Raw genomic sequence first — 22,207 nt, forward strand, 5'->3', positions numbered from 1 at the left:
ACACTATATTAGGAGTATATGCTGTAAATCCCATATTGCATATTTATAGTTTTTTATGAATACATAAAAATAATCTATCAGGTTAATGTATCGAGGGCTGCCCGATAAGCTGCTTCAGCTTGGCTTCTGTATTTGAAGCTCCTGCGGGGGTATAGATGCTGCAGCGCAGATCCGTGCTTCCGTGAACCTGAAGTGAAGTTAGATGAAACAGCATCTTACCGGCTTTGGCATGGCGGAATTCGAGCACCACATCGGGAGCTGAGCTAACCTGGCTCTCCTCCCAAAGTGCTTGAAAAGCAGGATGTTTGCCCTTCATCTCCGCTATAAAATCATCATACCAGTGATCCTCAACATATTGCCCGTAGTACGCCCGAAAAATAGCCAGATAACCCCTGACGAATTGTTCCCAGTTCACGGCAAGCCGCTGAAATTCCTTGCGTTCGAACAAGAGGCGGATCATGTTCCGTTCTTCTTGCGGCAACGAGGCAAAATCCAGAAAAACATGTGCCGCCGCTTCATTCCAGCCGACGATGCCGCAGCGCCGGTCCGAAATAAGGGTCGGGCAGGTGGTAAGCTCCTGCAGAATTTTCTGCAGTGGCGGGCTGATGACGGAAACCTCCACCTGCTCAAATGGCATATTCCCGGGACCATTCTCAAGGGCCAAAGCGAATAAATAGCTACGCTCATCCTTGGTCAGCTGCAGTGCTGAGGCAATGCAATCCAGCACAGATGCCGATACTTTAATATCACGTCCCTGTTCCAGCCAGGTATACCATGTGCTGCTGACTCCGGCAAGCTGCGCTACCTCTTCTCTGCGGAGCCCGGGCGTTCGTCTGCGCGTCCCTTCCGGCAAGCCTGCGGCAGCGGGAGAGATCGCCGCCCGGCGTGATTTTAAGAAATCCGATAATGCCTGAAGCCTCGTCTGATTGGACAATGTCTGTTCCTGCCTTTCTGAAACCGTCCTATAAATAGTAGTAATTATACTAGTATAAACTACAACTTGTAATAGGATAAATAAAGTGGAAAAATACTTGTATAACCCCTATATACAAGGATGGAGGAAGACAATTATGGAACGCGTTGTAATTACCGGGATGGGCTTGATCTCGCCGCTCGGCAACACTGTAGAGCAATTCTGGAGCCGTCTGACTGCAGGCGAATCGGGGATATCCCCAATAACTTCATTTGACACCACACATTTCAAATCCAAAATTGCCGCTGAAGTGCGGGACTTCGATCCTGAGGGCAGATTCGGCCGCAAGGAAGCCCGCCGGATGGACCGGTTCACCCAATTCGCACTGGCTGCCGCCGAAGATGCGTGGGCGCATTCCGGTATTCAGCGTGAACAGATTGACAGAGAACGGCTTGCTGTATATGTAGGTTCGGGGGTAGGCGGCATTCATACCTTGATGGAGCAAGGAGATGTACTGCGGACACGAGGGCCGGAACGAGTCAGTCCCACCTTGATACCCATGCTGATCTCTAACATGGCGGCTGCGACGATCAGTATTAAGCTGGGAGCATTGGGTCCTACTCTCTCCCCGGTCACCGCCTGTTCAATCGGCAATACGGCGATCGGAGAAGCGTTCCGGTTAATCCGTTACGGCGGGGCTGATTGTGTAATTGCCGGAGGCTCCGAGGCGGCGGTCAGCGAGATTTCGTTAGCCAGCTTCGGAAACGCTACTTCCTTATCCACCTGCAACGATGAGCCAGAGAGAGCCAGCCGCCCGTTTGACGGCATGCGTGACGGGTTCGTTATCGGCGAAGGCGGCGCGATTGTCATTCTGGAATCACTCTCCCACGCCTTGCGCAGGAATGCCGTAATTCATGGAGAAGTCATCGGTTATGGCGCCAGCTCTGATGCTTATCACATGGTAGCCACCCATCCGGAAGGCATCGGTGCTTATCAGGCGATGAAGCTCGCACTCCGCGAAGCAGGAATCAAGCCGGAGGAAGTGGATGTGATCAGCGCCCATGCAACCAGCACCATTATCGGGGACCGCTCGGAAACACTGGCGATTAAGAAGCTGTTCGGGGAAGCGGCTTACCGCATTCCGGTTACCGCCAACAAATCGATGACCGGCCACACGCTCGGAGCTGCTGGCGGGCTGGAAGCCATCGCTCTGATCCAAAGCCTGAGTAACGGCATCATTCCGCCTACCATTAATCAGGAAACCCCTGATGAAGTATGCGACCTGGATTATGTGCCTAATATTGCCTGCAAAGGCGAGCTCAAGATTGGAATCTCCAATTCTTTTGGTTTTGGCGGTCATAATGCCGTTATCGCCCTAAGCAAGTACGAGAATGGATAACCATAGTCTAACCTGCAATCAAAACCACCCGTCAAACGGGTGGTTTGCTCTGCGGCTGTAAGCCTTGTGACACCGACTGCGCCTAAAGGCGCTTGCTCTCCCTTTGGCCGAGGGGTCTTGATCTATGGCACTTCTTTTCGTAATCTATCGTTTCGTTAGCGTTACATTACAGTCTTCTACTGACCTTGAAGCTTCAGTCTATTTCCCAGTTGTCGCTAGACAATACCGCTTGTCCGGGAGAAGCACCTGTTACGGTTACAGTCAGCGGAGCACTCTTCGATAGCCGTCCGTATCCAACCACTGTTCACCGGATCTGATGCTTGTAACACCTCAAAACTCTCTATAAAAATCATCCCGTATTTCCGAAACCGCAAGGTAGCATTCTTTACCGTCCAGAAGCCTTGCCGGCACTCTCCATGCCTTTCCGTAATAGAAGCTGTCGGCAACCAGTTCTCCATCCGCATAAATCTGTGCTGCATCTCCATAATAATCAATATTTACGAAGCCTTGAGATCCTGTAACCGTAACTTTCTGCCAGGTGACCTTTCGCGCACCACCGATATGAAGTTCTTCCGTATGCTTCGGTTCAAATAGAGGCTGTCCCACATTCGTAAATGTGATGACAGGCTCGGTATAGGGCTGCCGGACTGATCTGAATTCAAAGCCTTCGCCATTCCAGTACCAATAGTCGAAATCTCCTTCTTCAACGGAGCGGATTTCACCATTCGCTTTGAACAAGTCACATTCGTCACCGATGTACAGCTCTCCATCCAGTCTGCGCAAATATCTGGCCTGATCCCATGTAAGTGTAACAATGGCAATGCCATTCACCCGGAGTGCCGATCTCTTCCCTGCGACTGGTGTGAATTTCTGTCCATCTCCGAATTGATACTCCGCGGCGATACCGGGGATCTGTACGAAGAAATAGGCGTTTGCCTGTCTGCATAAAGGCTGCGCCGTTGCATAGGTCAGGACACTCCCCGACAGGTCTATCTGGAACGGCAAGAAAAAGCTGATATCTCCGCGCACATCAATAGGCGGGAAGGTGACAATACCCGTATTTATGACAGCACCTTGAATATCTTCAAGCTTCGAGAGTCTTTGGTAATGGTTCACAAATACGTATCCGCTTTTACCGTCTGTACGCATAACATACCGCAGAGAGGAAGTATCATCCCTTCTCACGACTTGCTCGGCTTCCACTCTGACCATCGGTGCAAAGGTTTCCTGGAAATCCTGTACGAATAAATGAAGGAGGTTCAGCAGCCGGTACTGCTCTCCTACTTCGCCATACTCCGATAAGGCAGTCTGATAATCATAGGAAAGAATCGGATAATCATTTGGATAGCCTGTCGCCTTGGACTCCTGGAACGTCGAAAGTTTGCCGATCTGATTGGTGCCGCCATGATACACATAATACCCGATCAGGTTGTTACCGTCACCGAGCTTAACAAGCGATACGGCATAGATATCCATGCCTTTTACAATGCAGACCGCCGCCTAATTCACAGGTTGCAAATGGATAACGTTCATAGGGCATCTGCCATTCCCCGTTTTCTTCAGTTCGTCTGGGAAGGAGGTCCGCTCCTATCCCTGTGTCATTTCTCATCCCGGTGAAGAAATAATGAGGCGACGGCGGAAGCGGATTAGTATGTTCATCCCATGGTGCATCACAATATCCTCCAAATACAGGAACCACCTCATCAACAGGAATTTGGGCACCTGCAACAGCATTCCATCCTGTTACTGTGTAGATTGGCGCAATCATCCCGCATTCTATGGCCAGTTTTTTTAATTTTGACAGATGAAGTGCATCGTTCGTCAGCTCATTATCTAACTGGACGGCAATGATGTTTCCCCCGTCCTTATAGAAAAGCCCCTGCACTTGTTCAGAAATCTTCTCATAATAAATATGTACTTTTTCAAGATACTCCGGATTATTCTCACGCAGCTTGAAAGGTTTCTTGAGCAGCCAGTCCGGATATCCTCCGTTTCTGCATTCGCCATGCGCCCAAGGTCCGATCCGGATTACGGCTTCCAGGCCGGCCTTTTTGCACTCCAGGATAAAAGCCCGCAGATCATTATCTCCGGTAAAATCGAACTCACCTTCTATTTCCTCATGATAAATCCAGAACACATAGGTGGATACCAGAGTAATCCCGCCGGCTTTCATTTTGCACAGCTCTTCATACCAGTAATTGCGGTCATATCTTGAAAAGTGGAATTCACCCATCACCGGAAGAACCGGCTTTCCGTTGCGTGTAAAATACAAACTTGTTACGTCAAGTTTTTCACCTGCCGGATTTTCCCCTCCAAGATTCAAATGATTCTTCATAATTTCAGGCTGCTTATAATACTTGAATTTGTACATCTTATAGACACCCTCTTTTCTGAATGTAAAATTTGTATTTATACTGAAGTCATTGTAACGTATGGGGTAACAGGGCCGTTAGTATTTTTAATCTGAAAATTTAGCACAAAAAGAACATTCTATGAAAGCAGGAATGTAACAATACTGAACTACACAGGAGGATTGGCATGCTGCCATTCAGGCTTTTTCATAATAAAAGTGATATTGAATTACCCGATTTACTATACAACTGCGGCCTGCATCCCCAGCCCACCATCTACCGGAGCAACGCTGGCGCTATGGAGATGCTTCGCGGCTCTATTCAATATATGAAACAGCATTATATGAAAGATTTAAGGCTGGCTAATATCGCGCACACCGTCGGTTATTCGAAACAGCATTTCCAGCGGAAATTCAAAGAAATATACGGACTTAATCCTAATCAATATTTACAGCGTCTTTCCTCACTTGATTAGCCTGACAAGTGGAAACGGCTTCGCCGCCCTCAAAAGGACGGTATCCGTTTCAGCGAGAAATAGAAGGATAATTTATAGCGTGAAGCATATAAATTCTTATAATTTTAAAAAAAGCTCCAGCTCACCGTTCTTCACAGTGGGCTGGAGCTTTTGGTCAAATACATAGTAATATATCTATTTGCTCTCTGCTGCTGACGAGACATGACTTCCCCAGATAGCAATCCCCTCGGCAGAAAGAGCGCTGAAGGTCATGACTTGGCCCTCAACGGCTTCATTCCATTCTTGCAGGAAGACACCACTGTACACGGTCCCATCTATTGTCAGCTCAGTGTTGTGTTCTCCGCTTATCGTCCATGTTCCCGTTACCGCTCCTGATATCTTACCGTCGCCGCCCAGTTGAATCAATTCCGACTGCACTGTATTCGCAGTAATGTCCTTGCCATGATTCACATATTTGTACGCTCCGGCGACTTCCGCTGCGGTATAAGTACCAATCTTCTCACCGCTGTAACGATGGGGAGCGACAACCGGCCAGCCGTCCTTGTTCATGAACATCTGATGTACTCGAACTTCGTGTTCTTCTCCCCGGTTAGGGAAACGCGTATGGAAGATCAGATAATATTCCTCTTTCTTCGCATCATAATAAGCCGAATTATGTCCCGGTGACAAGTAGCCAACCTCGCTTACAGCGTTCTCAGTTGGACTATTGATGAACTTAAAGTTGCCCATCAGCTTCACCCCGTAAGGTGAATAGGCCGGATCATCGAACAGCTTGTCGGCCGTGCCCTTGGCGTCAATCATTGCTTTGCCTTCAGAGTCTTCAAAGGGACCATCAGGATTCTTGGAACGCGCTACGCGGATATTATAGCCGCCTTTGGTGTCCAGTCCCCCGTAGGAGAGAAACAGATAATAGTAATCGGTTTCAGGACTGTACAGCATATAAGGGCCTTCAATCCGGGCGTGATTTGCTCCCAGCAGCTTTTTGCCATAGCCTTGATCCGGCAACGGGAAGCCGGTAGCGGCATCCAGCTCCATACTAAAGATCCCGCCGGAATAAGAGCCATACACCATCCACAGCTTTCCGTCTTTATCAAAAAACACATCAGGGTCAACCACATTCGGTTTGACGGTAGCATCATAAATTTCACCGTCATTGCCTACACCAGCCATGCCGGATTTCAGGATAATCCCCTGATCCTTATATGGTCCTTCAATCTTGTCGGCTACAGCAATACCCATTGCAGACAACGGAGAATCCCCACGGCAGGCGTTATAGTACATATAGAACTTCCCGTCCGCCAGCTGAATCACATCCGGTGCCCACAGTGTGTCCGACTGGGCCCAACTCAGGGTCTGGCTCAATTCCTCGGTCACGTTGGGAATCAGCACGTTGCCGTCCGCTACGCCGGAGGAAATTTGTTTCCATGATATCAGGTCCTTGGATTTGGCCGAAGCCAAATGGGAACCGAATACATAATATGTATTGTTCACCTTAATAACAGAAGGATCATGTACTGAAACATTATCGAACTGCGGCGTACCGCCGTCACCGCTGCAGCCTGCCAATAATGTTAACGAAATCAATGTGGTCAATGTGTATTTTTTCATTATCTTACCTCCTATGTATACCCTTACATTTTGCTGCGAAAATAACAATTAGTCAATACTTTTATTTACACATATTAGTTTCGTTTTAAATATATATAAAATATAAAATTCTACACCCACGCAAAAAAGCGCCAAGCCTTACGAAGGCCTGACGCTAATCTCAATAGTATGCCATTACTTGATCTAATTAATTCACGCTGAAGCTTTCCACCAGAACCGGCTCCGGATAAGCATTTTTCAGCACGCGTTGTCTCTTCTTCACAACTTCAGGCGGCTCTACAGCCGGAGCCATCGGATGCATCAGCCAGGATTTCACCAAATGGGAGTCTGAAACCTTATACATTGGCGGCTCTTTCTCCATATCGATTTGCATCGCATAGGTGCTGCGCAAGGCAAAGGCGTCGCCCTTAGGCGGTTTGATCAGATCGGGAGGGGTTCCTGGAATGGCTGTAAGCTTGGTGCCTTTGCTTTCCAGACTCGGCATGGAAGCGAGCAATCCCCAGGTATATGGATGTCTTGGGTCATAGAAAATTTCTTCCGCTGTGCCCATCTCGACAATTTGTCCGGCATACATAACGGCTACACGGTCGGCCATTCGGGCTACGACACCGAGATCATGGGTGATAAAGATGATTGCTGTATCAATTTTCTTCTGGATATCCTTCATCAGGTCAAGAATTTGCGCCTGAATCGTTACGTCGAGCGCTGTTGTCGGCTCATCGGCAATCAGCAGCTTAGGGTTGGCTGCAAGTGCCATGGCAATAACGACACGCTGGCGCATACCACCGCTGAACTCATGCGGGTACTGCTGGAAACGACGCTCAGGTGAAGGAATTCCCACCAAATTGAGCAATTCGACACCCCGTTTGTATGCAGCGTCTTTGGACATTTTCTCATGTTTGAACAGAACCTCGGTAATTTGCTTACCGACCTTCATCATCGGATTCAGCGAGGTCATCGGATCTTGAAAGATCATACCGATTTCCTTACCGCGAATCTTCTGCATTTGCTTCTCACTCTTCTTAATCAGGTCTTGACCATCGAACAAAATCTGTCCACGTTTATAAATGCCCTGCGGCTCAGGAACAAGCTTCATGACCGCTTGGGAAGTTACGCTTTTACCGGAACCGGATTCGCCTACAATCGCCAGTGTTTCCCCTTTATTTACATGGAAGTTGACGCCACGGATTGCTTGCACTTCTCCGCCGCGTGTTTTGAAAGATATTGCTAGGTCCTTTACCTCTAAAAGGCGCTCCATCCTGTCACCCTCTCTGCTCTTTTCAAGATATGATAATGATTCTCAGTATATAGAAAGGCAATAAGTATTATTTTATCTATCTTTATAGTCTTACGTCAAGTGCTTTCTGAAAATGTGTCTTTAGAGATTCAAGCGGTTTCACCCTTGTTTGCGGCGCATTCTGCTCTTCATCAGGCCCCAGACAGCCGGTGGAGCCAGGCACAGCAACAGCAATAGCGACCAGCCTATATCCGCAAAGCTAACGGTCTCTGCCTCCAGCAACCTGTAAAAGGCATACAGTGAATAAGGCAATGCTACTAACACCGCGGTTACTACGCCGGGAGTATACAGTTTCAGATAGATACTTTGCCCCAGATGTGTAAAAACATGCAGCAGGAAAACGGCAAGAACCGCCAGATATAACCAGTAAAAAGAAAAGAATACTGCAAGTAAGGTCACTGTTACTATCAGAATATACACGAACAGTACATCCATAGCAAAAGCCCGCGTCGTCATGCGCATGGTACTCCTATACATTGTGCTCATGTACTTAGGAAGAGCCGCTTCCACGCGGCTGCCGTATTTGCCTGCCCAAGACTCAACAGTAAGTATTTCTTCAAAATCATGAAACATGAAGCATACAGGCAGCAACCACAACAAGCTTATCGTATCGATATGAAGATTCAGCCAACTCAGCATTTGTAAACCAGCCTCCCACAAAACAAGTGTTTTTGGTTAATCAGAGCAGCAAGAAGACCGGTCTCCCTTCAGAGGACCGGCCTTCCGCGTTCTATTTTATGGCTTCACCGCTGCCGGTGAATGATCTCCAGCTCTCCGCCAGGTTATCCAAGGTCCAGCTTACATGATTCTCATCCTTATACTGCCGTGAATAACACTCAATCACAAGGATGAGGTCGAGATACAGGTCATAGAGTTTCTTGCGCCGCATCTCGTTCGGGCTGTCGAAGGTGAGACCATACCCTTTGTGGAAGGCTGCTGAGTCCTCGAAGTGCCGGAAATAATACTCCTGCAGCACATCGCCCCACAGCGCTCTCTCCCAATCAATAATGGAGACGATGACTCCATCCTTCACAAACAGATTGCCATTCCACAAATCCCAATGCACAAGCCGGGGTTCCGTCACCTCATCAAGGGCGGGATAATATTGCTCCAGCGCCAGTTTAATTTCATCGTGGGACGCCGGTAATTTGGCTTCCAGTCTAGCGGCATCAGCAAGCAGGTTATTCATCAGCGAGGTGAAGCTCTCCCGCCATGATGCACCCGCTCCTTCCGGTATCTGTCCGAACAGTCCAAACCGCGGTCCCTTAATCTCGTTAATCAACCGCTGATACCGTCCCAGCTCCTGCTCGATGGAGGCTCTTTGTTCGATGGACAAAGTATCTTTCACTTCACTGTAGGGCTGCCCTTCAATCTTCTCCATGAAAAAATAGGGAGATGGGATTAGCTGCAGGCTTTCGTCATAACTGAATACGGCTGGCACAGGAATACCACCGGCTGCCTTGACCAGCTGCAGGGCTTCTACTTCTGCCCGCATAATATCCTTCTCATAGCTTAACGTTTCCGTCTCATCTGCAGGAGCTATCTTCAGAATCACAGTCTGGCCATCGCTTAATTCAAGATCATAAGCTGTATTAAAAAAACCTCCGGTCAGCTCCGAACAAGAGACAATCCCCGCATCTTTGCCGAAAGCCGTCTCTACCAGCAGTGCCAGCTGCCCGTCATCCAATTTGACTTTAGTGAAGCTATCCATAGTATTTACACCCACCACATATCAGCAAGCGGCTCTTCAATCAGCACTTGGCGAAGATTGTCTACCGCTTTGGAGAACCCTTCTTCGATGGACATCAGTCCATCTTCGTGTTCGATACTGACTACATAATCATAACCAACCAAACGAAGGGCACTGATGATATCTGCCCAGACCTTCACGTCATGTCCATAACCGACTGAACGGAATTGCCAAGCACGGTCAAGCATATTGGTATATGACTGCATATCGGTCAATCCGTACATATTCACGTTAACCGGATCAATCACGGTATCCTTGGCGTGGAAGTGATGAATCGCGCCCTGGCGGCCGAGAATATGAATGGCCTGCACCGGATCAATGCCTTGCCACCACATATGGCTGGGATCAAGGTTGGCCCCGATAGCTTCACCGGCAGCTTCTCTCAGGCGCAGCAATGTCGCTGGCGTATGCACGGAAAACCCTCCGTGCAGCTCCAAGCCAATCTTGACGTCATGCTGTGTTGCGAACGCGCCCATTTCCTTCCAGTAAGGAATAACTTTATTCTCCCACTGCCAAGCCAGAATTTCCTGATAATCGTTCGGCCATGGAGCAACCGGCCAGTTGGGGTATTTGGCATCCTCATGGTCACCCGGGCAGCCCGAGAAGGTGTTTACCACCTGAACCCCGAGTTTTTGCGCCAGTTTAACAGAGTTCACGAAATCTTCGTGGTCCTTGCGGGCCAGCTCTTTCTGCGGATGCAGCGGATTGCCGTGGCAGCTTAACGCACTGATCATCAGGCCGCGAGACTCCACCGCATGCTTAAATTCCTTCAGCGCCGTTTCATTCTCAAGCAGCAGCTTCGGATCACAATGGCTGTTGCCCGGGTTGCCGCCGGTCCCGATCTCCACTGCCTTAAGTCCTTTGGAAACTACATAATCCAGCGCATCCTCAAGCTTGCGACCGCCGAAAAGCACCATAAATACACCAAGTTTCATTGCCCTGCCGCCTCTCACATTGTAATATTCCGCTACTCTTTAAGCTCCGTAAGTATCAAAATCCTTAATGACTTGATTGCTCTCCGCAGCCTCAAAAATCGCTTCAATCAGATTCTGCACACGCAGCACTTCCGCATTCTTGACGATAGGCTCAGCCGTACCTTCAATTACAGCGACAAAATTGTTGTAGAAACCGTCCGCAAGCTCTGCTGCCGGCGGCAGCGCTTCGGTAATGGTCGAGCCTTCCGAAGGCGGTGCCATCGTCTTGGTCAAGCCGACACCGGCACGGATCGGCGTGGGCTCCCGGTGTTCACTTTCACTGTTGCGGGTAACAATTCTTCCGGTCAGCGACCAGTCTTCGATTACTGCTGAACCTTCAATCCCTTTCACATACCATCTTGGCAATGTGATGAAGTTGGTCGTGCCGACCTCAACGATCGCCTTGATGCCATTTGCGAATTGCAGCACCGCTTCAAATCCGTCATCGACATCATTGCCGAGAATATAGCTCAGCGTGCTGGTCACGCTGATCACTTTACTGTCGATCATAAACAGCAACTGGTCCAGCAGATGTACGCCCCAGTCGAGCAACATACCACCACCCTGCTCCTTCACATGGCGCCAGTCGCCGGGAATGCCATTGGCTCCATGTACGCGGGACTCAATCTGGAACAGTGCTCCAATCGTTTCCGTCTCGTACATTTGCTTGATCACGCGAAAATCCTCATCCCAGCGTCTGTTCTGATGAACCATCAGCACGCGTCCGGCTCCATCGGCCGCTGCAATCATCTCCTTAAACTCAGCAGAGGACATGGCTACCGGCTTCTCACAGACGACATGCTTGCCGGCTTGGAGCGCACGGATGGCTATTTCTTTATGGACATCGTTCGGGGTTGCAATCAGAACCACCTCGACAACCGGGTCAGCAAGCACTTCCTCATAGCTGGCATAAGCTTTGTAACCTGCTTCTACTGACGCTTCGCGCCGTACTTCCAGTAAGTCGAACGTACCTGCGACTTTCAGGCGCTCATTCTCACCGATCAATTGCGCATGATAACTTCCCATTCCACCATATCCGACAATGACCACAGAATGTTTGTTTGAACTCATGGATTCCACTCCTGCTTTTCTTATTGTATCCGTGCTAAATCCTCTTAGTTGTCAGAACTTCCGTCAAAATAGACTGCACGGCCAGTGCGTGCGGATTCATAAACAGCTTCCAGAATCTGCGTCACGACAAACGCTTGTTCAGGCTTGACGACCGGGTCTTTGTCTTTAATAACCGCCTCAAGCCACAGGCGGGCTTCGCGGTCAGCCTCGGTCTCTGCGGACCCGCTGTAGAAAGCAACGCCGCCGGAAGACAGGTCCACCTTCGTTTCATAGAGGCGTCCGGCGCGCTCTCCGTTAATGCGCAGGCCGTCTTTCATATCCGCACCGCCTTCGGTGCCTGCAAGCAGCGTCTTCGCTTCACCGAATTCAGCGACATTCAGTGCCCAGCTTGATTCCAGCACGATGGTTGCCCCGTTCTCCATTGTAATAAAGCCGAAGGCGGAGTCTTCAACCTTAAATTGTTCAGGATCCCATGGACCGAACGCATTTGCGGCATTTTTACGCTGACCCAGCTTGTGGAAGGTAGAACCGACCACTACACGAGGTTTATAATTGTCCATCAGCCAGAGAGTCAGATCCAGAGCATGCGTTCCGATATCGATCAGCGGGCCTCCGCCCTGCTTCTCTTCATCCAGAAATACCCCCCAGGTCGGAACGGCGCGGCGGCGCAGCGCAATGGCACGGCCATAATAAATATCGCCCAGCTCCCCGCTTTCGCACATTCCCTTCAGGTATTCACTATCTGCACGGAAGCGGTTCTGATACGCGATTGACAGCTTCTTGCCGGTGCGGCGGGCAGCATCCAGCATGTCCTGCGCCTGCGCCGTTGTCTTGGCCATCGGCTTTTCGCACATGACATGGTTACCGGCTTCAAGCGCCGCAACCGTAATTTCGGAGTGGCTGTCATTAGGTGTACATACATGCACGATATCAAATCCGCCCGCTGCGAGCAACTCTCGGAAATCCGTATAGACAACTGCACCTTTGGCACCATAGATTTTGGCAGCCTCCTGGGCACGTTCTTCCACGATATCGCAGAATGCTACCATTTCAGCATTCTCTTGACGGGATAGGCTTGGCATATGTTTGCCGTTTGCGATACCACCGCAACCGATAATAGCAATTTTAAGTTTGTTAGACATGAACTTTTCCCCCTTGATTGGCATAGGCCCTAACCCATTTCATACTATCCGCAACACTTTCCAGCGCCGGACGGCTGCAATAATCCTGTTCCACTACCGCCCATTCCACTCCAGCCGCATCAGCAGCCTCCAGAATCGCGGTAAGATTCACTTCACCTTCACCCAATACAACAGTCTCTGCCGAGCCATCTTCGAGCTTCTTCATATCCTTTAAGTGGATAAGCGGCAAACGGCCGGCATATTTGTGGACATACTCTACAGGGTCATAACCGCCGTAGTACACCCAGCACGTATCCATTTCCACCTGAAGCAGCTCAGCAGGTACCTCTTCGAAGATACCGTCAAATGCGGTGCGCTCTCCAAAATGCTCTGTGAATTCAAAATCATGATTATGATAAGCAAAAACCGCTCCTTTTGCTTTGCACTTCTCTCCGATAATGCGGAAATTAGCAACAACCTCTTCCCAGTTACGCTGTTCCTCAGTCAAATAAGGCACAATCAGGTTCCGGTTGCCGATCTCAAGATTAAAGCTGATTTCCTGCTCCGTATCGTTCAGCATGGCATCATATGGACGATGTGCTCCGAGAGCAACCAATCCTGTTTCCTGAAGCAATCCCTTTACTTCCTCTGCTGTCCGGCCGAAAAAGTCGTAAAATTCCACTCCCGCATATCCCAGCTCAGCCACCTTACGCAGCGTTCCTTCGAAATCCTGCTCCAGCTCTGCTCTCAGCGTATACAACTGTAATCCAATCTTCAGCATTCTTTCCTCACTCCTAGTCGATGTAGAGTTAACTTACGTTATTCAAAACGGCGTGCCGCTTCGGCCACACTATGGAAATCACCTGAACAAAAGGGCTGTTATACAAAAATGTCCTTTATATCTATTTCCTGCGCCTTCTGAACCCCACGCCTGCATATGTAGCTTCCAGAGCCGCCATACAGCCTCCTTCGCATCATTTATATGTTTTTGCTTAGCTACATGGTAATATGAAAGCGTATATAATAAAATGAATAATATGATTAAAACATGAACAATCTGCTTATCATTTCAACAACCCAGGAGGACTCATGACATCTGCTGCTGCCTGCCACGTATTTTCCGCGGGATTCTCTTTTCACCGCAAGCCTTTCCATTCGTCACTCAATGAAGGCCTCCAGAATTATCTCCTGCGATTGCAGACGGAGGGGCGCAGCCGGACCCGGATTGACGGTGTCATCTCCACAGTGGAGACCGGCGACCTCATGCTCTTCGCCCCGGATGATCCTTACTATTTAAGCATCGACAAAGAGAACTACCCTGTTGGCAAACCGCGGATTGAAAGCGGGGATTACCATATTTTCTGCGGCGGCCCCTGGATCGAGGAATGGTGGACACGCAAACGGCGTCCTGCCCTTCTCCGCTTGCCGCGCAGCGATTATTTTCTCGGCTTATTCCGCCAGCTTGTGCTGGAGCAGCGCAGGCTCTCCGACTCCTCACCAGAGATTTCAGCGTGTTATCTGCAGATTTTATGTATGGAGATTGATAGACTGATGACCGAACAGCCGGTGATCTCACCTAAAGGTTATCTTGCCTACCGGATGAAGCAATATGTGGAGGAACATGCCGCTATTTCTTTTCGGCTCGAGGATGTGGCCAGCCACGTCGACATTTCTGTCTCCCGCGCGGTGCATCTCTTTAAAGAAGCTTTTGGCACCAGCATAGTGAAATATGTAAATGACGTCCGGCTGGAGATGGCGCGGGAACGGATCACCTTCAGTCCGATGCCGCTGGAGCATGTCTCTGAAACCTGCGGTTTTGCCAACTATACTTACTTTCACCGCGTGTTCCGCAGCCGGTTTGGCATGTCGCCAAAACAGTACCGCATACACAGCAGGGCACAGACTTAAATTATGAGGCCTCGTATAAATGCAAAGGAGCACCATCCCGAAAGATCTGCTCCTTGTGTTTAATCTTATTCAATTGCTGTTGTTTGCTGGGTGTAAGACGTACATGCTGGGAGATTGCGCTGTAGTCATCATTTGATCTCCGGTTTCTTGCGGCGCACCATGTTCCGGCGCGTTCTGCTTTGAGCAGAGCTTTTTGTGTTTTCGTGCGTGCCATTGCAGCAACACTCCTTTTGTATCGTTATGACCGGCAAGCTGTCTGCCGATACTTTAATTTTAACATATTCACAACCTGATTACCCGGTACAGTTAATTATAAAAATCTGGTACCCGCTTAAATCTAGAAGCTAGCAGACCAGAAAATGGTATAATACAGTATCCTTGTTTTACAGGAATTCCGTTATAAAAGCTAGGCAGAATCGGAGGAGAAATCAATGAAATACGATGTTTTGTATGATGGCGCTTTTGCCATGCTCAAGGTGCATTTGAACCCGGGTGAAAGTGTCAAGGCGGAAATGGGCGCGATGGTCGCCATGTCGCCGAATGTTGAGATCAGAGGTACGGTAGACGGCGGTTTGATGCGCGGACTTGGCCGGATGCTGAGCGGGGAGAAATTCTTCTTCCAGGAGCTTACAGCCACACGGGGTCAAAGCGAAGTGCTGCTCTCCCCCGGGGCAATCGGCGATATCCAGGCGATTGAGCTTGACGGGTCGTACAAGCTGTATGTTCAGAAGGACGGCTTTCTCGCGGGAACCCATGGTATTCAGGTCAACACCAAAATGCAGAACCTGACCCGCGGCCTGTTCTCCGGCGAAGGATTCTTCATCATAGAAATCAGCGGCAGCGGAACGGTGTTCCTCTCCTCCTTCGGGGCGATTCATGCGATTAACCTCGCACCTGGAGAGGAAGTAATTATCGACAACGGGCACCTGGTGGCTTGGCCGGATTATATGGACTACAAGGTGGAAAAAGCCGCCTCCGGCTGGCTGAACAGCTTGACCAGCGGTGAAGCTCTCGTCTGCAGATTCCGCGGTGAGGGCGTGGTGCTGGTGCAGACCCGCAATCCGGGAAGCTTCGGAACATGGATCAAATCGTTCGTGCCAAACCGGCCTTAAGCCTGAGAAATAATAACACAAACAAGCTGCCATAATTCCAAGGCAGCTTGTTTGTGTTATTGAAGCAGCCCCCGCAAATGGTAGGTTACAAGCGTGCTGAGGTCTCTCTGGGTTACTTGCTCCGGCTGGCTGATATGATGCAGCACCAGCCCGTCCACCAAGGCATGCAGCGCCATGGCTTCGGCCCTCAGGTCCAATCCCTCCTTAAGCAATCCCCGGGCCGCGAGATATTCAATGGCTTGGCTAAAGCCATCATACATAGCGTTATGTACCTCCTGTTTCAGCACCTGCAACTCAGGGTCTGTAACAGCCTTTACGGAAAATGCCAGCCAGACTTCGGCCTCCACACTCCGTTCTTCATCCAGCGGCATCAGCTCACGGATAAACCGCTCGATGTCCTGCAGTGGATGATCCGTAAATTCCATAGCTTCCATGCGCGCGTTGACCCGATCCGACACCATCTTCATGGAGAAAGCAAGCAATTCTGATTGGGTGGCAAAATAATGGCGCAGCGATCCCAGAGACATGTCGGCCTCACTCGCTACACTCCTGACGGAGACTGCTTCCATCCCTTCCCGGCGGATAATTCGCCAGGCGGCCTCGGCTAACTGTTGGCGCCGTTCCTCATGATTCACTATTTTTGGCATAAGGCAATTATATCACAGTTGAATTTATAAGGTCATCCATGCTAAACTTACAGCAATTGATTTAATACACTTGTACTATTTAGGAGGAAAATACGAAGATGGCGTTATTTATTATTGGCTGTGAGATCGCCTTTTGGGTGTTTGTCCTGGCGGGGCTGACCTTCCGTTATATCCTCCGCAAGAAGCAGATAGGAGCCATATTGCTATTCTGCACTCCATTGATTGATCTGGTGCTTATCGCCGTTGCGGTAATTGACCTGAGAAATGGCGCGGAAGCCACATTCATGCATAGCCTTTCCGCCATCTATATCGGCGTATCCATCGCATGGGGCCACCGGATGATCAAATGGGCGGATGAACGGTTTGCTTACCGTTTTGCCGGAGGTCCAAAACCTGCTCCCAAGCCAAAACACGGCACAGCACATGCACGCAATGAAAGAATCGGCTGGTTGCTTCATCTGCTCGCTTTTGCCATTGGCGCACTTGTGATGTACGGTATGATTGTTGTGACTGGTGATTCTTCTCGAACAGAGAATCTGTTCGAAACGTTAAAAGTCTGGGCAATTATTGTAGGGATTGATGCACTTATAAGTTTTAGCTACACTTTCTGGCCCAAGCAGGCCAAAGGCACTGTAGAGAAATAAACATTATATGCCTTTCTTTCCAACGTATGATACACCTAAAGACGCAGGCTACCAGAGCTCTGCGTCTTTTTTATGCCCAATATTAAATCTCCAGGAGCCTTAAGAAACCGCCTGTTTTTGCTTGTCCGCCTTACAGCCGTTCTGCTTACATGTCTTGTAAGTGCCTTTGAAATCGAGCCTGTGATCGGTGACTTTAAATCCGTACTCCACTTCCAGCCGTCTTTCCAGCTCCAGCAGCCAGTCTTCCTTGATTTCTTCCAGCCTTCCGCACACGTTGCAGATCAGATGATGATGCATGTGGGCATGATCATCCCGCAGATCATAACGGGCCACGCCATCGCCGAAATTCATCTTTTCTACAATATGCAGCTCACATAGCAGTTCCAAAGTCCGGTATACCGTTGCCAGCCCCAAATGAGGATAACTGGTTTTCACACGCATGTATACCTCTTCCACACTTAAATGCTCTTCCTCATTATCAAGCAGCACCTTCACGATAGCCTCACGCTGGGGCGTCAATTTATAGTTTTGCGCAGCAAACTGTTGGCTGATATTCGCAATTGGGTTCATGGCTTCTCCCGCCTTTCCGCAAGAATTTCCTTATATCTTGTACTTATAATTAGTAATCGTTACGATATAAGCATAACAAAATTGACCATAAATGAAAAGTCTATGACATGATTATAACATCACCCGCCGAATTTCCGCACAATGAATCAAAAAACATTTCAGCAGATTACGCATAAAACCAATTATGAACGGCGGGAGGGGCCGGACTTTGAAATTACGGATGTGTTGAACTCATCGTATCCCGATAATATGCGAATAACTATTTATATTCCTGTAGACTAAACGTCTGCCCAATCCGAAATAGGCCCGGCTTCCATACCTTATATTGAGGGATTATTTTATTGATATGAGGAGGGTCCGGATGGCAAATGCAATCGCACCTACAGCAAGACCCCTTGTGACTGGCTCCATTCTGCGCAAAGTTGCTGCGGCCATGCTGCCGTTCTACCGGAAGATAGCCGGAAGCGGCAGCTTTGCCGCGCAATGGTCAAGCGCCATCGTTAACGCAGACCTTAGTCTTATGGGCAAACTGCTCGCAAAGATTCCTACTCTGGCTTCTGTAGAGAATTACGGCACAAACGGCATCGGCTACTTTATCTCCTTCCCCTTTCCGCTGCCGGTATCCTTCTATACAAACGGGACGACGATCCCGCCGGGTACCGTACAATTTACTTTTAATGCAGGGATGCACCGCAGGATTGCCGCAGCTATACTCCCTTTTTACCGGAAGCTGGCCAGAAACCGCAGTTATGCCGAAAGCTTTGCCGCCGCAATCCGGCGCAACGACAGGACCGCCGTTAACAAGCTGGTTCGCAGATTCGTTAAGGCAAGTTCACTGAAATCCGTCACGATAGAGGAGTATGGTGCCGCTCTATTGTTCAAAAGCAGCCTCAGCAAGTATCCTTACCGCAACCTGATGTTTCAGGAAGTGATGTAAAAACGCAGACACAGCCATTTATAATTAAATTGTCTGCAACTTTCTCCCCAACAATAACGTCAAAGGAGTTGATAATGGCCAAGCGGCCTACCCTACTATAGAGGTGGAATCTCCATGAAACTGAAAAAAAGTGCTTTTGCAGTGATAACAACCGTATCACTTCTCTCCTTCTCGCTGGGAGGACAGATGTTTGCTGCTGGCAGCAGCTTTAAAGATATTGACAACGTATCCGGAAAGTCCAAGATCAACTCCCTGAAGGAACAAGGTCTCATAAAAGGCATCTCCGATACCCAGTTTCTGCCCGGTGCTAAAGTGACCACAGCACAAGGCGTGCAGTTTATCACTGGTGGACTTCAACTCAGTCTGGCTGCCATTGATTTCAACAAGGCACCTCTGGCCAGCGCTATATTCTCCAAGGTAAAAGACAAAGCCTGGTATGCGGAAGCTTTCGTCAACGCCCATTACAACGACGTTGATATTCCTGCAGATATCGATCCTTCCAAGCTAATTACTAAGGAGATGTTCACCAACCTGCTCGTTCAGGGCGTGGAGAAGGTTGGCAATCTGCCACTGATCAATATTGTTCCTGTAGATATCGCTGACGAAGCTGCACTGGAGCCTTCCTACCAAGGCAGCATACAGCGTTCGCTGAAATACAAGATCAACACGCTTGATGCAAATGGCAAGTTTAATCCGAAAAGCGAGCTCACCCGCGCCGAAGCGGCTGTTATGCTGTACAATGCACTGGAATATCTGAATTCAGTCAATGATGCATCCACGCAGAACTAACTACTATTGACTGCATCTCAGGCGCTCCCCCGCGCATCATGAGATGAACTAAATACAAGCAAAGGCAGTCCAGGTCTCTCCCTGGACTGCCTTTACTTGTTCCACGCAGCTTGGATGCACTGCGACTCATAAATCATCGCCGCTCAGCCGGTTCAGAAACTGCAGGGCCCGCGGATTCTCCGTCTGCTCCAGCACCTGCTGCGGAGTTCCTTGTTCCAGGATCACACCGTTGTCCATCAGGATGATCCGATCGGCTACATCGGCAGCAAACTTCATCTCATGGGTGACGATCACCATTGTCATGCCTTCAGCCGCAAGCTGCTTGATGACCTTCAGCACCTCGCCCACCAGCTCAGGATCGAGCGCCGAAGTCGGCTCATCGAACAGCAGCACTTCGGGATCGACCGCCATCGCCCGGGCAATGGCCACACGCTGCTGCTGTCCGCCGGACAGCTGATGGGGGTAAGACTCCGCTTTATCACTGAGGCCTACCTTGGCCAGCAGCTCTATCCCCCGCTTCCTGGCTTCCTCCTTGCTGCGTTTCTGTACAGTAACCTGCCCCTCCATTACATTGCCAAGCGCAGTCATATGCGGAAACAGGTTATAGGACTGAAAGACCATCCCCGTTTTTTGGCGCAGGGCCATCAGTGTCTTATGCGGAATTTTCCTGTTTTGCGTAAATTCAAGGCTTAATTCCCCCAGCGACAGGCTGCCCTGATCCGGTATTTCCAGCAGATTAAAACAGCGAAGCAGCGTTGTTTTGCCGGAGCCGGAGGGCCCGATAATCACCAGAACCTTGCCATGCTCCATGCTGAGGGCGATACCTTTTAACACCTGTAACGAACCGAAGGATTTATACAGGCCGCGAATTTCAATCAAGTGATTTCCTCCTTATCTCGCCGAATAACGGTCAAACCGCTGTTCCAGGACATTTTGCAGCGCGGACAGTACGGAGCAGAACAGCAGGTAGAATAATGCAGCCTCACTATAGAGCAGCAGCGGTTCGTAGGTGGTCGCCGTGATCTGCTGCGCTGTTTTGAACATCTCTACGTACGTAATGCTTGCCGCTAAGGAGGTATCCTTTACGAGACTGATAAAAGAGTTCGACAAGGGCGGAACCGATACACGCGCCGCTTGAGGCAGAATAATCCGCCGCAGTGCCTGCCCCCGGCTCATTCCGACGGAAAAGGCAGCTTCCCATTGGCCTTTATGTATGGACAGGATGGCTGCCCGGACAATTTCCGAAGAATAGGCTCCAACACTGAGTGTAAAACCGATTACAGCGGCAATAAAAGGATCCAGCACAATCCCTGCCGCCGGAAGTCCATAAAAGATAATAAAGAGCTGTACCAGCAGCGGTGTCCCGCGGATTACCCAGACGTAGAACCGGGCGATCAGCTTCGGGATTCTCCATGAGGAGAGACGGAACAGCGCGGTAAGAACAGCCAGCAGCAATCCAAGCGCGAAGGAAACAAGCGCCAGCGGAAGGGTATAAGCCACCCCCGCTTTAAACAGGGGCAGCAGTGAATCCATGAAAATCCCAATTTTCCGGTCATCCATCGTTCAGACATCCTTTTTGGACACTCGGCTGCATCTTCGCGCCAGCTCCATTTGTTATTTGGACACATCCGCCCCAAAGTACTTCTCGGATATTTTCAGATAGGTTCCATCGCTCTTCATTTCAGCCAGCGCATCGCTGACGACATTAACCAGCTCTTCGTTTCCTTTGAGGAAAACTGCCGCACTCTGCGATCCCTCAGCCGTTTCATCCACCTGTTTGATCTTTGCATCTGGTTTTTGCTTCTTTAAGTCGAGATAGGACAAGCCATCATTTACGGTCGCATCAATCCGGCCCGAGGTCAGCAGGTCTATGGCCTGGTTGAAGCCATCCACAGCGACGATCTCCGCACCGTTGTCCCGGGCGATATCGGACAGGTTGCTGGTCAGCGATTGACCTGCCTTCTTGCCTTTAAGATCCGCGAAGGTTGTAATATCCTGGTTATCCCCGCGCACGATCAGCACTCCCTTAGAGACAATATACGGCTCAGAGAAATCGTATTTCACCTTGCGTTCATCCGTGATCGAAACCTCGTTGAATATCGTATCAAATCGTTTGGCATCCATGCCGGCAAACAGGCCATCCCATTGGGTTTCTACAAATTCGGGTTCCACCCCCAGCCGTTTCGTAATCTCCTTCGCAATCTCCACATCAAAACCGGTAAGCTTGCCCTCTGCATCATGAAAAGTAAACGGAGCATATGTCCCTTCCGTACCAATACGCAGCTTGCCACTCGCTTTAACAGCTTCCAGTGAGTTCTGCCCGGCCGGAGCCGCCGCTCCTTCAGTGGGCGCGGCAGTAGCCGCAGGCGCTGTATTGTTATTATTGCCACATGCCCCTGCCGGCAGCAGAGTTAGCAGCAGCAGGATAGTCAGACTAAGCTTCTTCATCACATGAACCCCTTTCAAAATCCCTCTATTTTTCACTGCATGGACACTTGCTTATCTTGCCCAAAAGTACCGCTGCCTCATCAAGTTTTTTACATCTTCAGTCCGAATCTCTACTTATACCAGCCGAAACGGCACGGCTCCGGCAAAGAGGCGATTTCCGCCGGTATGATCACGCTGTTCATAACCGGACTGC

Annotated in this window: 25 protein-coding genes; 8 read left to right on the forward strand and 17 right to left on the reverse strand. The window is 49.6% G+C overall.

The genetic code is table 11. The features are described 5' to 3' along the window. Nucleotides 1-82: 82 nt before the first annotated feature. Entirely contained in the window at nucleotides 83-934 is an 852-nt protein-coding gene (locus ACQ76X_RS11760; RefSeq protein WP_438493968.1) for a helix-turn-helix transcriptional regulator, read from the reverse strand. A 136-nt stretch (nucleotides 935-1,070) separates the two neighbouring features. On the opposite strand from ACQ76X_RS11760, the gene fabF reads away from it, so the two are divergent. Then, nucleotides 1,071-2,312, forward strand: a complete 1,242-nt coding sequence (gene fabF / locus ACQ76X_RS11765; protein ID WP_438493970.1) for a beta-ketoacyl-ACP synthase II — start codon at nucleotides 1,071-1,073, stop codon at nucleotides 2,310-2,312. 330 nt (nucleotides 2,313-2,642) lie between these two features. On the opposite strand, the gene ACQ76X_RS11770 is transcribed toward fabF, so the two are convergent. Both ACQ76X_RS11770 and ACQ76X_RS11775 read right to left on the reverse strand, forming a co-directional pair. Next, entirely contained in the window at nucleotides 2,643-3,788 is a 1,146-nt protein-coding gene (locus tag ACQ76X_RS11770; RefSeq protein ID WP_438493972.1) for a hypothetical protein, read from the reverse strand. Beyond that, a complete protein-coding gene (locus tag ACQ76X_RS11775) occupies nucleotides 3,760-4,683 on the reverse strand; it encodes a beta-galactosidase (RefSeq protein ID WP_438493974.1) in 924 nt (307 codons plus the stop codon). The genes ACQ76X_RS11770 and ACQ76X_RS11775 overlap by 29 nt, the downstream gene beginning before the upstream one ends. A gap of 167 nt (nucleotides 4,684-4,850) precedes the next feature. Between ACQ76X_RS11775 and ACQ76X_RS11780 the strand changes: the two genes are divergently transcribed. Next, nucleotides 4,851-5,138 carry a helix-turn-helix transcriptional regulator gene (locus tag ACQ76X_RS11780; protein WP_438493976.1) on the forward strand — a complete coding sequence of 96 codons (288 nt, stop codon included), beginning with the start codon at nucleotides 4,851-4,853 and terminating at the stop codon, nucleotides 5,136-5,138. Nucleotides 5,139-5,312: 174 nt separating this feature from the next. On the opposite strand, the gene ACQ76X_RS11785 is transcribed toward ACQ76X_RS11780, so the two are convergent. The 8 genes from ACQ76X_RS11785 to ACQ76X_RS11820 all read right to left on the reverse strand — a co-directional run bounded on the left by ACQ76X_RS11785 (nucleotide 5,313) and on the right by ACQ76X_RS11820 (nucleotide 13,740). Beyond that, the gene (locus tag ACQ76X_RS11785) at nucleotides 5,313-6,746 is read right to left on the reverse strand and encodes a glycoside hydrolase family 43 protein (protein WP_438493978.1); all 1,434 of its coding nucleotides are present in this window, start codon (nucleotides 6,744-6,746) and stop codon (nucleotides 5,313-5,315) included. A gap of 187 nt (nucleotides 6,747-6,933) precedes the next feature. Continuing rightward, the gene (locus ACQ76X_RS11790; RefSeq protein ID WP_038590915.1) at nucleotides 6,934-8,004 is read right to left on the reverse strand and encodes an ABC transporter ATP-binding protein; all 1,071 of its coding nucleotides are present in this window, start codon (nucleotides 8,002-8,004) and stop codon (nucleotides 6,934-6,936) included. Between the two features lie 138 nt (nucleotides 8,005-8,142). Next, complete coding sequence (locus tag ACQ76X_RS11795) at nucleotides 8,143-8,682, reverse strand: HXXEE domain-containing protein (protein WP_438493980.1); 540 nt, start codon at nucleotides 8,680-8,682, stop codon at nucleotides 8,143-8,145. A gap of 91 nt (nucleotides 8,683-8,773) precedes the next feature. After that, entirely contained in the window at nucleotides 8,774-9,754 is a 981-nt protein-coding gene (locus ACQ76X_RS11800) for a phosphotransferase family protein (protein ID WP_438493982.1), read from the reverse strand. A 5-nt stretch (nucleotides 9,755-9,759) separates the two neighbouring features. After that, nucleotides 9,760-10,728: a sugar phosphate isomerase/epimerase family protein gene (locus ACQ76X_RS11805; protein ID WP_341118661.1), complete on the reverse strand. Its 969-nt coding sequence runs from the start codon at nucleotides 10,726-10,728 to the stop codon at nucleotides 9,760-9,762. Between the two features lie 39 nt (nucleotides 10,729-10,767). Then, complete coding sequence (locus tag ACQ76X_RS11810) at nucleotides 10,768-11,838, reverse strand: Gfo/Idh/MocA family protein (RefSeq protein ID WP_438493984.1); 1,071 nt, start codon at nucleotides 11,836-11,838, stop codon at nucleotides 10,768-10,770. Between the two features lie 44 nt (nucleotides 11,839-11,882). Next, entirely contained in the window at nucleotides 11,883-12,980 is a 1,098-nt protein-coding gene (locus tag ACQ76X_RS11815) for a Gfo/Idh/MocA family protein (RefSeq protein WP_438493986.1), read from the reverse strand. Next, complete coding sequence (locus tag ACQ76X_RS11820) at nucleotides 12,973-13,740, reverse strand: sugar phosphate isomerase/epimerase family protein (RefSeq protein WP_438493988.1); 768 nt, start codon at nucleotides 13,738-13,740, stop codon at nucleotides 12,973-12,975. Before ACQ76X_RS11820 ends, ACQ76X_RS11815 begins: the two co-directional genes overlap by 8 nt. A 308-nt stretch (nucleotides 13,741-14,048) precedes the next feature. Here ACQ76X_RS11820 and ACQ76X_RS11825 point away from each other — a divergent pair, with 308 nt between their 5' ends. Further along, on the forward strand, nucleotides 14,049-14,867 hold the full coding sequence (locus ACQ76X_RS11825) for a helix-turn-helix domain-containing protein (RefSeq protein WP_438493990.1): 819 nt from the start codon (nucleotides 14,049-14,051) through the stop codon (nucleotides 14,865-14,867). Between the two features lies 1 nt (nucleotide 14,868). On the opposite strand, the gene ACQ76X_RS11830 is transcribed toward ACQ76X_RS11825, so the two are convergent. After that, on the reverse strand, nucleotides 14,869-15,081 hold the full coding sequence (locus ACQ76X_RS11830; RefSeq protein ID WP_438493992.1) for a hypothetical protein: 213 nt from the start codon (nucleotides 15,079-15,081) through the stop codon (nucleotides 14,869-14,871). 217 nt (nucleotides 15,082-15,298) lie between these two features. Here ACQ76X_RS11830 and ACQ76X_RS11835 point away from each other — a divergent pair, with 217 nt between their 5' ends. After that, the gene (locus ACQ76X_RS11835) at nucleotides 15,299-15,979 is read left to right on the forward strand and encodes a TIGR00266 family protein (protein ID WP_076112698.1); all 681 of its coding nucleotides are present in this window, start codon (nucleotides 15,299-15,301) and stop codon (nucleotides 15,977-15,979) included. 56 nt (nucleotides 15,980-16,035) lie between these two features. Here the strand turns inward: ACQ76X_RS11835 and ACQ76X_RS11840 are convergent, their stop codons facing one another. After that, complete coding sequence (locus ACQ76X_RS11840) at nucleotides 16,036-16,626, reverse strand: TetR/AcrR family transcriptional regulator (RefSeq protein ID WP_438493994.1); 591 nt, start codon at nucleotides 16,624-16,626, stop codon at nucleotides 16,036-16,038. Nucleotides 16,627-16,724: 98 nt separating this feature from the next. On the opposite strand from ACQ76X_RS11840, the gene ACQ76X_RS11845 reads away from it, so the two are divergent. Then, nucleotides 16,725-17,270 (forward strand): hypothetical protein, encoded by a 546-nt coding sequence (locus ACQ76X_RS11845; protein WP_038590853.1) that lies wholly within the window; start codon nucleotides 16,725-16,727, stop codon nucleotides 17,268-17,270. A gap of 99 nt (nucleotides 17,271-17,369) precedes the next feature. Here the strand turns inward: ACQ76X_RS11845 and ACQ76X_RS11850 are convergent, their stop codons facing one another. Beyond that, nucleotides 17,370-17,840 (reverse strand): Fur family transcriptional regulator, encoded by a 471-nt coding sequence (locus ACQ76X_RS11850; RefSeq protein WP_038590839.1) that lies wholly within the window; start codon nucleotides 17,838-17,840, stop codon nucleotides 17,370-17,372. Nucleotides 17,841-17,981: 141 nt separating this feature from the next. Here ACQ76X_RS11850 and ACQ76X_RS11855 point away from each other — a divergent pair, with 141 nt between their 5' ends. The 3 genes from ACQ76X_RS11855 to ACQ76X_RS11865 all read left to right on the forward strand — a co-directional run bounded on the left by ACQ76X_RS11855 (nucleotide 17,982) and on the right by ACQ76X_RS11865 (nucleotide 19,566). Beyond that, nucleotides 17,982-18,122: an effector binding domain-containing protein gene (locus ACQ76X_RS11855; RefSeq protein WP_438493997.1), complete on the forward strand. Its 141-nt coding sequence runs from the start codon at nucleotides 17,982-17,984 to the stop codon at nucleotides 18,120-18,122. A gap of 79 nt (nucleotides 18,123-18,201) precedes the next feature. Beyond that, on the forward strand, nucleotides 18,202-18,777 hold the full coding sequence (locus ACQ76X_RS11860; RefSeq protein ID WP_438493998.1) for a hypothetical protein: 576 nt from the start codon (nucleotides 18,202-18,204) through the stop codon (nucleotides 18,775-18,777). 114 nt (nucleotides 18,778-18,891) lie between these two features. Continuing rightward, the gene (locus ACQ76X_RS11865; RefSeq protein WP_438494000.1) at nucleotides 18,892-19,566 is read left to right on the forward strand and encodes an S-layer homology domain-containing protein; all 675 of its coding nucleotides are present in this window, start codon (nucleotides 18,892-18,894) and stop codon (nucleotides 19,564-19,566) included. Between the two features lie 126 nt (nucleotides 19,567-19,692). Here ACQ76X_RS11865 and ACQ76X_RS11870 read toward each other — a convergent pair whose 3' ends face one another. The 3 genes from ACQ76X_RS11870 to ACQ76X_RS11880 are packed head-to-tail and all read right to left on the reverse strand — an operon-like array spanning nucleotide 19,693 to nucleotide 22,014. Next, nucleotides 19,693-20,445 (reverse strand): amino acid ABC transporter ATP-binding protein, encoded by a 753-nt coding sequence (locus tag ACQ76X_RS11870; protein ID WP_438494002.1) that lies wholly within the window; start codon nucleotides 20,443-20,445, stop codon nucleotides 19,693-19,695. Between the two features lie 12 nt (nucleotides 20,446-20,457). After that, a complete protein-coding gene (locus ACQ76X_RS11875; protein ID WP_038590815.1) occupies nucleotides 20,458-21,126 on the reverse strand; it encodes an amino acid ABC transporter permease in 669 nt (222 codons plus the stop codon). 54 nt (nucleotides 21,127-21,180) lie between these two features. Beyond that, nucleotides 21,181-22,014, reverse strand: coding sequence for an amino acid ABC transporter substrate-binding protein (locus tag ACQ76X_RS11880; protein ID WP_438494004.1), 834 nt, complete (start codon nucleotides 22,012-22,014; stop codon nucleotides 21,181-21,183). Nucleotides 22,015-22,207 lie beyond the last annotated feature (193 nt).

Origin of the sequence: Paenibacillus sp. IHBB 3054 (genome assembly GCF_051594305.1) — a bacterium.
Lineage (GTDB): Bacteria > Bacillota > Bacilli > Paenibacillales > Paenibacillaceae > Paenibacillus_AQ.

Coding starts and splice junctions, on each gene's coding strand:
- ACQ76X_RS11875 (WP_038590815.1), bottom strand. CDS start 21,126: ATGGATGACCGGAAAATTGGGATTTTCATGGATTCACTGCTGCCCCTG.
- fabF (WP_438493970.1), top strand. CDS start 1,071: ATGGAACGCGTTGTAATTACCGGGATGGGCTTGATCTCGCCGCTCGGC.
- ACQ76X_RS11865 (WP_438494000.1), top strand. CDS start 18,892: ATGAAACTGAAAAAAAGTGCTTTTGCAGTGATAACAACCGTATCACTT.
- ACQ76X_RS11795 (WP_438493980.1), bottom strand. CDS start 8,682: ATGCTGAGTTGGCTGAATCTTCATATCGATACGATAAGCTTGTTGTGG.
- ACQ76X_RS11780 (WP_438493976.1), top strand. CDS start 4,851: ATGCTGCCATTCAGGCTTTTTCATAATAAAAGTGATATTGAATTACCC.
- ACQ76X_RS11790 (WP_038590915.1), bottom strand. CDS start 8,004: ATGGAGCGCCTTTTAGAGGTAAAGGACCTAGCAATATCTTTCAAAACA.
- ACQ76X_RS11785 (WP_438493978.1), bottom strand. CDS start 6,746: ATGAAAAAATACACATTGACCACATTGATTTCGTTAACATTATTGGCA.
- ACQ76X_RS11840 (WP_438493994.1), bottom strand. CDS start 16,626: ATGCCAAAAATAGTGAATCATGAGGAACGGCGCCAACAGTTAGCCGAG.
- ACQ76X_RS11830 (WP_438493992.1), bottom strand. CDS start 15,081: ATGGCACGCACGAAAACACAAAAAGCTCTGCTCAAAGCAGAACGCGCC.
- ACQ76X_RS11825 (WP_438493990.1), top strand. CDS start 14,049: ATGACATCTGCTGCTGCCTGCCACGTATTTTCCGCGGGATTCTCTTTT.
- ACQ76X_RS11860 (WP_438493998.1), top strand. CDS start 18,202: ATGGCAAATGCAATCGCACCTACAGCAAGACCCCTTGTGACTGGCTCC.
- ACQ76X_RS11770 (WP_438493972.1), bottom strand. CDS start 3,788: ATGGATATCTATGCCGTATCGCTTGTTAAGCTCGGTGACGGTAACAAC.
- ACQ76X_RS11850 (WP_038590839.1), bottom strand. CDS start 17,840: ATGAACCCAATTGCGAATATCAGCCAACAGTTTGCTGCGCAAAACTAT.
- ACQ76X_RS11815 (WP_438493986.1), bottom strand. CDS start 12,980: ATGTCTAACAAACTTAAAATTGCTATTATCGGTTGCGGTGGTATCGCA.
- ACQ76X_RS11805 (WP_341118661.1), bottom strand. CDS start 10,728: ATGAAACTTGGTGTATTTATGGTGCTTTTCGGCGGTCGCAAGCTTGAG.
- ACQ76X_RS11835 (WP_076112698.1), top strand. CDS start 15,299: ATGAAATACGATGTTTTGTATGATGGCGCTTTTGCCATGCTCAAGGTG.
- ACQ76X_RS11855 (WP_438493997.1), top strand. CDS start 17,982: ATGAATCAAAAAACATTTCAGCAGATTACGCATAAAACCAATTATGAA.
- ACQ76X_RS11810 (WP_438493984.1), bottom strand. CDS start 11,838: ATGAGTTCAAACAAACATTCTGTGGTCATTGTCGGATATGGTGGAATG.
- ACQ76X_RS11775 (WP_438493974.1), bottom strand. CDS start 4,683: ATGTACAAATTCAAGTATTATAAGCAGCCTGAAATTATGAAGAATCAT.
- ACQ76X_RS11820 (WP_438493988.1), bottom strand. CDS start 13,740: ATGCTGAAGATTGGATTACAGTTGTATACGCTGAGAGCAGAGCTGGAG.
- ACQ76X_RS11845 (WP_038590853.1), top strand. CDS start 16,725: ATGGCGTTATTTATTATTGGCTGTGAGATCGCCTTTTGGGTGTTTGTC.
- ACQ76X_RS11800 (WP_438493982.1), bottom strand. CDS start 9,754: ATGGATAGCTTCACTAAAGTCAAATTGGATGACGGGCAGCTGGCACTG.
- ACQ76X_RS11880 (WP_438494004.1), bottom strand. CDS start 22,014: ATGAAGAAGCTTAGTCTGACTATCCTGCTGCTGCTAACTCTGCTGCCG.